This is a genomic window from Pseudoalteromonas sp. NZS37 (assembly GCF_015864265.1).
GTDB lineage: Bacteria > Pseudomonadota > Gammaproteobacteria > Enterobacterales > Alteromonadaceae > Pseudoalteromonas > Pseudoalteromonas arctica.
Genome location: NZ_JADYXL010000020.1, coordinates 1 through 9470, shown reverse-complemented (window position 1 = coordinate 9470; position 9470 = coordinate 1). Strand labels below are relative to the sequence as shown.

8 protein-coding genes are annotated in these 9470 nt (G+C 38.6%); 2 read left to right on the top strand and 6 right to left on the bottom strand.

What is annotated here, in order from left to right:
• Nucleotides 1-150: 150 nt before the first annotated feature.
• Complete coding sequence (gene panP / locus I6F47_RS19890; protein ID WP_024594075.1) at nt 151-1776, bottom strand: pyridoxal-dependent aspartate 1-decarboxylase PanP; 1626 nt, start codon at nt 1774-1776, stop codon at nt 151-153.
• A 264-nt stretch (nt 1777-2040) separates the two neighbouring features.
• On the opposite strand from panP, the gene I6F47_RS19885 reads away from it, so the two are divergent.
• Complete coding sequence (locus tag I6F47_RS19885) at nt 2041-3924, top strand: bifunctional diguanylate cyclase/phosphodiesterase (protein WP_010554415.1); 1884 nt, start codon at nt 2041-2043, stop codon at nt 3922-3924.
• Nucleotides 3925-3930: 6 nt separating this feature from the next.
• Here I6F47_RS19885 and trmB read toward each other — a convergent pair whose 3' ends face one another.
• The 5 genes from trmB to mpl are packed head-to-tail and all read right to left on the bottom strand — an operon-like array spanning nt 3931 to nt 8276.
• Nucleotides 3931-4602, bottom strand: coding sequence for a tRNA (guanine(46)-N(7))-methyltransferase TrmB (gene trmB / locus I6F47_RS19880; protein WP_165722914.1), 672 nt, complete (start codon nt 4600-4602; stop codon nt 3931-3933).
• Nucleotides 4602-5369, bottom strand: a complete 768-nt coding sequence (locus tag I6F47_RS19875) for an ABC transporter permease (RefSeq protein ID WP_007584748.1) — start codon at nt 5367-5369, stop codon at nt 4602-4604. The genes trmB and I6F47_RS19875 overlap by 1 nt, the downstream gene beginning before the upstream one ends.
• On the bottom strand, nt 5370-6299 hold the full coding sequence (locus tag I6F47_RS19870) for an ABC transporter ATP-binding protein (RefSeq protein ID WP_007584747.1): 930 nt from the start codon (nt 6297-6299) through the stop codon (nt 5370-5372).
• Complete coding sequence (locus tag I6F47_RS19865) at nt 6299-6919, bottom strand: flavin prenyltransferase UbiX (RefSeq protein ID WP_007584746.1); 621 nt, start codon at nt 6917-6919, stop codon at nt 6299-6301. The genes I6F47_RS19870 and I6F47_RS19865 overlap by 1 nt, the downstream gene beginning before the upstream one ends.
• Before the next feature lies 1 nt (nt 6920).
• Nucleotides 6921-8276, bottom strand: a complete 1356-nt coding sequence (gene mpl / locus I6F47_RS19860; RefSeq protein WP_165722913.1) for a UDP-N-acetylmuramate:L-alanyl-gamma-D-glutamyl-meso-diaminopimelate ligase — start codon at nt 8274-8276, stop codon at nt 6921-6923.
• 251 nt (nt 8277-8527) lie between these two features.
• On the opposite strand from mpl, the gene I6F47_RS19855 reads away from it, so the two are divergent.
• On the top strand, nt 8528-9316 hold the full coding sequence (locus I6F47_RS19855) for a hypothetical protein (RefSeq protein WP_165722912.1): 789 nt from the start codon (nt 8528-8530) through the stop codon (nt 9314-9316).
• The last annotated feature ends 154 nt before the right edge of the window (nt 9317-9470 follow it).

Sequence of the window (9470 nt, the reverse complement as noted above, 5' to 3'; positions counted from 1 at the left end):
GGTCTTATTTAAGCTTCCAGCTAGACGAGAGGATAGAAGATATCCCCGATGGGTTAAGCCAAAACCATCTAAGTATCCCCATAAAAAGAAAAATGCCAGTCAGCTTAACTGACTGGCATTAGTCCTTATGGACCCTTTTTTGTATTTAGATTACATATACTTTCTTAAGTATTTTTTGAATACAGGATCTGTTGCAGCCAACTCTTTTTGCTCAGCCAATATCTCTTTTAAAATAGCGCCTGATGTAAGCGGATTTGCAAGTACCACTCTAAATACAACTGTAGGTTGATTGTCGTATTTAGAAGGCGTTAAACGAGTACGTGATACAAATGAGCGACCAGACTCTCGCTGACGTTTTTGCATACTGGCAGTAAAACGGTTCAGTGAAGCAAAAATATCTAACCGAGTTGCTGCATCAGCATCGGCTATTGCTTGTTTAATTTGCTTAGGTACATAACGATACGTTAATAAGCACAACTCAGGCTCCGAAATAAGCTCAAAGTCTTCATCAGCCTTAATTAAATCAGCAAAGTAATGTGCTTTTTTGATGCTTCGATCAATCAGCATTTCGTAACCTTTGCGACCAATAACACGTAAGCAAGCGTGTACTAACATTGCCATACCAGGTCGGCTGCCTTCAAGCGTGTGGCTACCTAAGTCTTTCGAACCTTTACGTAATATGTACTCAGCGTGATGCTCTATCGCATCAGTTGCAGCGGGATCTTTAAATAAAACTAAGCCCGCTCCCATTGGTACATACATTTGTTTATGTGCATCGATGGTAATTGAATCTGCTCGCTCAATCCCTTTAAGTAAAGGGCGATGCGTGTTCGATAAAAGGGTCGCTCCTCCCCATGCAGCATCTACATGAAAATGGCAGTTAATGTCTTGTGCTAAGTCGGCCATTTCATCAAGTGGATCAATATTACCGGTTTCGGTTGTACCCGCTACCCCAATAATCGCCATTACTTTAATGCCTTGCGATTCAAGCTCACGTGCTTTTTCGCGCATAGCTCCTACATCAACTTTATTATTTTCGCAGGTTTTAATGCCAATTAAGTTATCGCGGCCAATACCGAGTAAATCAACCGATTTACCTAATGAGTAATGTCCGCGTTCTGATATTAATACTGCTAAACCTTTATAGCCGTAATGCAGCATACCGGCAATTAGGCCTTGTGCGCCGATACCTCTAAAATCGCCATCGGGTTTTAATAAGCGGTTTCGAGCAATCCAAAGCGCAGTAATATTAGCAACCGTTCCACCAGAGCAAAATGCACCTAGTGAGGTTTTAGCACTGTGCATCCATTTAGAATAAAATGAATCTTCTTGTCCATAAGCTAAATGATGCATCATTCCAAGCACTTGACGCTCAAGAGGCGTAAACGCTTTAGACGTTTCTATTTTTACTAGATTTTGATTTAGCCCTACCATCAATTTTGACAGCGGTAATAAGAAATGCGGCAAGGCAGAGGTCATGTGACCAATAAAGCTAGGCGCAGCTGTATGCACAGAATGCGCAACAAGTTGCTCCATTATGTCTTGGGCATAAGCAGATACAAACGTTGGATCCTCTGGGATCACTGCCGACTGAAAATCTTTTTCGATTTCATGTAATGGTTTTTCAATTGCCGCTATATTTTCGTTTAGAAAACCTGCTAAATTACTCGAAATTTCAAGCTCGATTTTGCTTAAAGTTGAGTCTGGCGCTTCAGGTACAGTAAATATACGCTTAAGGCTTTCTTTAGAGGCGACGGCACAACGCTTTTGATCCATCTCAATACCTAGTGTGTGTAGCTAAAACACGCGCTTACCCATCAAAAACGCCTAATTATTAGGACATTTAGAGCAATCGTGTTTCTTTAAAAATTGCGCTAACTTTACTGCAATATAACTAAAATGTCTCGTTTAAACCTATAAAAGCAATCAAAGCGATGACAAAAAAATGATAATTTAATTAAAACTCTACCAAACCTAATTATTTATTGGGCATTTACTTATTTTGGGTATAATAAATTTGATAACAAAAAAGGGACACATATGCCAGAAGGAAGAGTCAAAGTTAGTTGGATAGTGGCAGGCTTTAGCTTATTTTTAATAAGCTTGCTTACCTATGTTTACTACACTTACCAAACCACGCGTGCTGAAATAATGCAGTCGGTTGATAATCGCTTACTTAATGCCGCCACCAGCGTTAAACATATTCTAGGTGAAAATTACTTAAGTGCGGTTAATCAAGGCGACAACATAAGTTTTTCTTACTATCAAAATAAGAGTAAACAGCTCTCTGAGTTTGCTCAAGCACTTGATATTGCTTATGTGTATTCAATGATTTTAAAAGACGGAAAGGTTCTTTTTAGCTCATCAAGCTACACGCAAGACGATCAGAATAATGGCAAAGTAACTCAATTTTTAGATCTCTACCCTGAAGCTACCGATGCAAATATAAGTGCTTTTTACTCAACCGAGCCTGTATTTGAAATATCGAGCGATCAGTGGGGCCACTTTAAAACTATTTTTATTCCTTACGTTGACCCTATTAACGGCAATACCTATTTAACGGGTGCCGATATAACTATTTACAATTTAAACGAGAAACTTAAAGAAAGCGTATCAAAAGCAGCTGCCATGGCGAGCTTCTTCTTTTTTATCGCGATACTAGTTGCCGCCATATATATTTATTTACTAAAGCGCTCTTTAGCAACTGACTCAAGTACTGGTTTTTCAAATCATATTGCTCTTGAGTACTTTATTAAAAAAAGTAATGCTCATCACATGCAGTTAGCCGTTATTTGGGTTAATGAAATAGAAGATATAAACAGTTTCTACGGCACTGAAGTGGGTGACAAAGTAATGAAAAACTTACTTATTCACTTTAAACTCAGAAGCTCTGCGCATTGCCATATATACAGACTAGCAACCAACAAAATAGTATTACTCGCGCCTAAAGAAATGAGTAATGACGAATTTACCGATCTCGTAAAAACATATAACTTTAATACCCCAGTGTTAACTGACCCTTTTATTTACATAACCCTATGTGCAGGTATTGCCAGTGGCAATAAATCGCTACTGCTTGAAAATGCTCATATAGCGGCGCTGCAAGCAAAACAAGGCAGGCATAGCGTAGTTAACTACTCAAAAGCGCTACACGATGTAAAAACGCAATATCAATACAATGTTGAAATGGCTAAAGAGGTGCGTGAAGCGTTTGATAACAACCGTATAGTGCCTTACTTTCAACCCATTATTGATACAAATACCAACAAGGTCGTTCAATACGAATGTTTAGCTCGAATGGTAACGGCGCAAGGGGAAGTGTTGAAACCTGATGCATTTTTAAATGTTGTTACTCGATCAAGAATGGACGGAATACTTACCCGTACTATATTTTCACAATGTGTTAGTCGCTTTAGAAAAACCGATATTTGCTGGAGTTTAAATATAACAGCACAAGATATGCTCGACCCTAATTTAAGTGAGTTTATTGCGGACGAACTTAAGCGCTACCCGCATCCTGGTAATATCACACTAGAGCTTTTAGAAACCCAAGCTATTGCCAACTTTTCTGAGGTAAAAGCATTTATTGGAATGGTTAAAACGAAAGGCGTTAAGGTTATTATTGATGACTTTGGTAGTGGTTATTCAAATATATCAAACGTACTTAAGCTGGAAGTAGATGGTATTAAGCTAGATGGCGCACTAATAAAGCAAATAGTGAATGACAAAGATATCTATTTATTTATTGAACATATAGCCAGTTTTGCTAATCAACTTGGTTTGCAATTAATGGCAGAGTCGGTAGAAAATGCAACCATAGTAACCGCACTTAAAAAGGCGAATGTGACACTAATGCAAGGCAACTACTTTGCCCACCCAGTGTCACATGTTAGTACGGTTATAGAAGAAGAATTAGCACTTTAACTTACTTTAGCGAGGTAAGTTAATAACGAGTCGGTGGCTTTGCTGGCCACTGGCCCAGTATTTACGCTCAAAAGGCGTAATGGCATCGTCTGACTCATAAAGCGTTACATCGCAAGGGTTGCCTGTTAATTCGAGCGCCCGAGCAAACTCCTTAACGTAAATATCCCAATTGCTGCGCACTTCTAATTTTCCACCTAACTTAACGATAAATGGAAAAATAGCCGCGCCATGCCAGCGTCTACGAATATGCTTAGATTTAGGCCACGGGTTTGGATACAACAAATAATGGTGTATAGGTTGCCAATTAGCAGCAACCGCTAAACGCCAAAAGTCGTTTAAGTCTGCTTGCACTAAGATGTACTGACCACTGTCGGTTTGCTTATATTCAACATCGTGCTTATCTAATCGGTGCGACGATTTATCAATACCAATTATAAGTGCATCAGGGTGGCGCTTAGCTAAGTTAGCTGAGCTTTCACCTACGCCACAACACGAGTCTAAAATAAGCGGGCCACTAAAGGCTTGTACTTTAGCATTAACCTCGTCAAATGCGGCTTGGGTGTGTGCTGCAATTGGCTTTTTAAATTCAGCATCTAAGTGCTTATTTACTATTTCATCAAGCTTTTCGTGAATACCCGCTTGATTAGATACAATACTACGTGAATTTGCATCACTCATTAGTGTCTTAGCCCCACACCTTTTTTGATCAATGTAAGCGCTAATGTAAATAACGCTGTTATAAATACTAAAATAACCCCAAGAGCCACGCTCAAATCAACATCCGACACACCTAAAAAGCCATAACGAAATGCGTTAACCATATAAATTATAGGGTTGATTTGTGATACATTCTGCCAAAATTCAGGCAGCAACGTAATTGAATAAAATACACCGCCTAAGTAAGTTAGTGGCGTTAGTATGAAGGTGGGGATAATGCTTATATCGTCAAAGCTGTTTGCGTAAATCGCATTAATTAAGCCACCTAAAGCAAACACAGCTGAGGTTAAAATAACCGTCGCCATAATTACAAAAATATTATGAATTTGAATATCAACAAATAATAACGATACACAGGTAACTATAAAGCCCACCATAATACCGCGCGTCATACCGCCACCCATATAACCTAGAACAATGATGTAGTTAGGTACAGGTGCAACTAAAAGCTCTTCAATGCTTTTTTGAAACTTTGTTGAGTAAAAACTAGAGGCTACGTTGGAATAAGAGTTAGTAATGACCGACATCATTATAAGGCCAGGTACAATAAACTCCATATAACTAAAGCCGCCCATGTCGCCAATGCGTGAACCAATTAAGTTACCAAAAATAACAAAATATAAGCTCATCGTAATTGCTGGCGGTACTAAAGTTTGCACCCAAATACGTAAAAAACGAATGCACTCTTTGATCCACAAACTCTTTAAGGCTACGCCATATTTAAACATTTATTCGCCCCGCCCTTGCTCTAGTAATCCAACAAATAACTCTTCTAATCTGTTTGCTTTATTTCGCATACTCAATACAGTATTACCTTGAGTTGTTAATGCACTAAAAACCGCATTTAATCCTTGAGATTTAGCGACTTCTACTTCAACAGTGTGATCGTCCGTCATGGTAAATTTATAACCTTCAAGCGTTACAGGGTTTGCTGGCATTTTTAAATCTAAAATAAAGGTTTCTTTATCAAGCTTTGCAAGCAGTGCTTTAATGGTCGTGTTTTCAACAATTCGGCCATTATCGATTATGGCGATGTTTTTACACAGTAACTCTGCTTCTTCAAGGTAATGCGTAGTTAAAATAATAGTAACGCCTTGCTCATTTATTTGGCGTAAAAAATCCCACATTGAACGGCGAAGTTCTATGTCTACACCCGCAGTTGGCTCATCAAGTATAAGCAACTTAGGTTCGTGCATAAGGGCACGCGCAATCATTAATCGGCGTTTCATACCGCCTGAAAGCGTACGTGCTTGTTTGTCTTTTTTCTCAAGTAAGCCAAGTTGCGCTAAGTATTTATCAGCACGTTTATGGGCTTCGCCACGTGGCACACCATAATAACCGGCTTGGTTAACAAGTATTTGGCTAAGCGTTTCAAATTGGCTAAAATTAAACTCTTGCGGCACTAAGCCTAAATGCGCTTTTGCAGCTTCTAAGTCAGTATCAATATTACAACCGAATACTTCTACTTTGCCTTTTGTTTTATTAACAAGTGACGAAATAACACCAATGGTGGTTGATTTACCTGCTCCGTTTGGACCAAGTAAAGCAAAAAAGTCGCCCTCTTTAACTTGTAAATCAACGCCTTTAATAGCCTCAACACCATTTTTATAAACCTTGGTAAGGCCTTCTATATTTAAAGCAATATTTTGCTTATTCATTACTTACCCTCACCATAACCCCAACGTTTTGTTAGGTTATGTTCAATATTTAAATGATCTAAAATTCTCGCCACCATAAAATCAACTAAGTCTTCAATACTTTGTGGCTTATGATAAAAGCCAGGCGCTGCTGGCATTATGGTCACACCTAAACGAGATAACTTAAGCATGTTTTCTAAATGAATTTCGTTAAACGGTGTTTCGCGCGGCACTAAAATTAACTGTCCGCGTTCTTTAATTACCACATCAGCGGCGCGCTCTAATAAGTTATCTGACGCCCCTACTGCAATTGCAGAAACCGATCCTGCACTACACGGGCATACCACCATTTTTTTAGGCGCCGCAGAGCCCGAAGCCACAGGGCTAAACCAGTTATCTTTACCGTATACTTTTAACTGCCCAGATTTAGCATTAAACAGCGTACTTAACTGCTCAGTGGCTTTGTCTTCATTACCAGAGAGCTTAATATTTGATTCTGTATCAAGCACCACTCGCGCTGCACTTGAGATAAGTACGTAAACTTGAAATTGCTGCTCAAGCAACACTTCAAGTAACCTTAAACCATAAGGCGCACCTGATGCACCGCTAAAAGCGAGCGTAATTCTATCTTTAAATTGCACACTATTCTCCGCTGTATTTATCAGCTAAACCATCAACAAGGTGTTGATGAAGGCCATTAAAACCGCCATTGCTCATAATTAAAATATGCTGATTAGGCTCAATATTTTCAAGCACCGTATCAATAATTGTTTGCGTGCTGCTAAAGCACTGCATGCCTGCTTTATCTGCTTGCTCTTTTAGCGACCAATTTAGATTCTCTGGTTCAAAAAGTAGTACGTCGTCAGCATCACGCAGTGAATCTAATAATGTATATTGGTGCACGCCCATTTTCATAGTGTTTGAGCGCGGCTCTAAAATAGCGATAATTTTTTCATCACCTACTTTTGCGCGCAGTCCTGCAAGCGTAGTTTTAATTGCTGTTGGGTGATGCGCAAAATCGTCATACACCTTAATATTATTAATATCAGCCTTTAGCTCCATACGCCTTTTAGGGCTAATAAATTCTCCTAAGGCATCAATACTATGATCAACAGCTATACCCACATGGCGCGCTGCTGCGATAGTCATAATTGCATTTTTAACGTTATGCTCGCCTATTGCTTGCCAGCAAACAGTACCCTGCTTTTCGTTATTTAAAAGTACATTAAACTCACTACCATCGGCTTTTATTAATTCATAGCCCCAGTCATCACCGAGTGTTTCGCTTTCGCTCCAAAGCCCTTGTGCTATTACGTCATTAAGCGCTACGTCTTGCTTAGGCCAAATTACCTTGCCGCTTTGAGGTAATGTACGCATTAAGTGATGAAATTGTTTTTTTATTGCGTTTAAATCTTCGAAAATATCAGCGTGATCGAATTCAAGATTATTTAATATAAGTGTACGCGGAAGGTAATGGACAAACTTACTGCGCTTATCAAAAAAAGCTGTGTCGTATTCATCGGCTTCAATAACAAAAAATGGCGTTTCACCTACTTTGGCCGATACACCAAAATTTTGGACTATGCCGCCAATTAAAAACCCTGGTTTTAAACCTGCGTACTCTAATACCCACGCAAGCATACTTGCTGTGGTTGTTTTACCATGCGTACCGGCTACAGCAAGTACCCACGAGTTTTGTAATAGGTTATGTTTAAGCCATTCAGGGCCAGATGTATAAGGCAGGCCTTTATCAAGCACATATTCAACACACGGGTTACCACGGCTCATTGCATTACCGATAACTACCATATCTGGTTTTGGCTCTAATTGAGATACGTCGTAGCCTTGAGTCAGTTCAATGCCAAGCTCTTCAAGTTGCGTACTCATTGGTGGGTAAACGTTTTGATCAGAACCCGTTACTTTATGACCTAATGATTTAGCAATGGCTGCAATACCACCCATAAACGTGCCACAAATGCCCAAAATATGTATATGCATATACTTTCCTTAAATCGTATGCTCACTTTACAGCTATGCAAAGTTTAATGGCGCTATAATGCCAAAATTCGTGCTTAGTTACTATGTACGTCTGCACAATTCACTCGTGCCAAAAACACGTTAATTAGTTTTTTAAATGCTAAAAATCAAAAAATAGGCACGTTCACCTACCTTGTATTGCTTTTAATCAATTATTATCAATGTTATAAACCAGCTTGCTGTATAACTTTAAAACTTAAAAAGGACTTAATATGAAAAAACTATTCTTTATAGCCTGTATTTTACTTAGTCAAAAAAGCTTTGCTTTGGAATTTGCTAAGTACCCAATAGAATTAAGTTCGGGCGAAGGCGTTAATGTTGTTATTGCCCCAACAACAGATAAAAAACAAGCTTTAGTAAAAGTAACAGGCATAAACCATGATATTGATGGGATTGTATTTTTAACCGATTTAAAACCTCATGGTAGTAATAAAGCTTACAAATATACTTACGATGGTACACAAAGAAGTTTAGTAAGTGTTGAGGAAGGCTACCGCTGTTGCTCTTACAATCTTTATATTCCAGACACTCGTGATGGAATTTACTTATCAAAAAAAGAAGAGTCAAACCCTGCCATTGTTGAAGACTTAAAAGCGCAATACGATCAACAATTAAATAAAGGTACTCAAGCTAAACTAGCGAAGTTTAATCGTGAAAAGCATTTAGGGTATCAACAAAAAAATATAGCTGCCGCTAATAGCGAAATAGATAAGCAATGCGGATTAAAAATAAATACCAATGTTGATTGGGAAAGCATTGATGATGAAAACCTAAAAGAATATCCAGTGGGTTCATTTTGTGCACAAGTTGCAAACGAAATGGCATCCATGTGCGAAAAAGACCAAAGTTTTAAAAACGACATAGCTCAGTTCAATGCTATCGAATGTAAATTTACTAATGAGCTAAAACTACGTAAAAATGGTAATACACTTATATTTAAAACAGCGCCAAAAGCCGCTAACCAACGCCGCTTTATTGAAGCTTATTTATTAAATTTATAAGCTGAGTTTAAAACCAAAAAAGCACCTAAAGGTTAATGCCAGTCAGTTAAGCTGACTGGCATTTTTCTTTTTATGGGGATACTTAGATGGTTTTGGCTTAACCCATCGGGGATATCTTCTATCCTCTCGTCTAGCTGGAAGCTTAAATAAGACC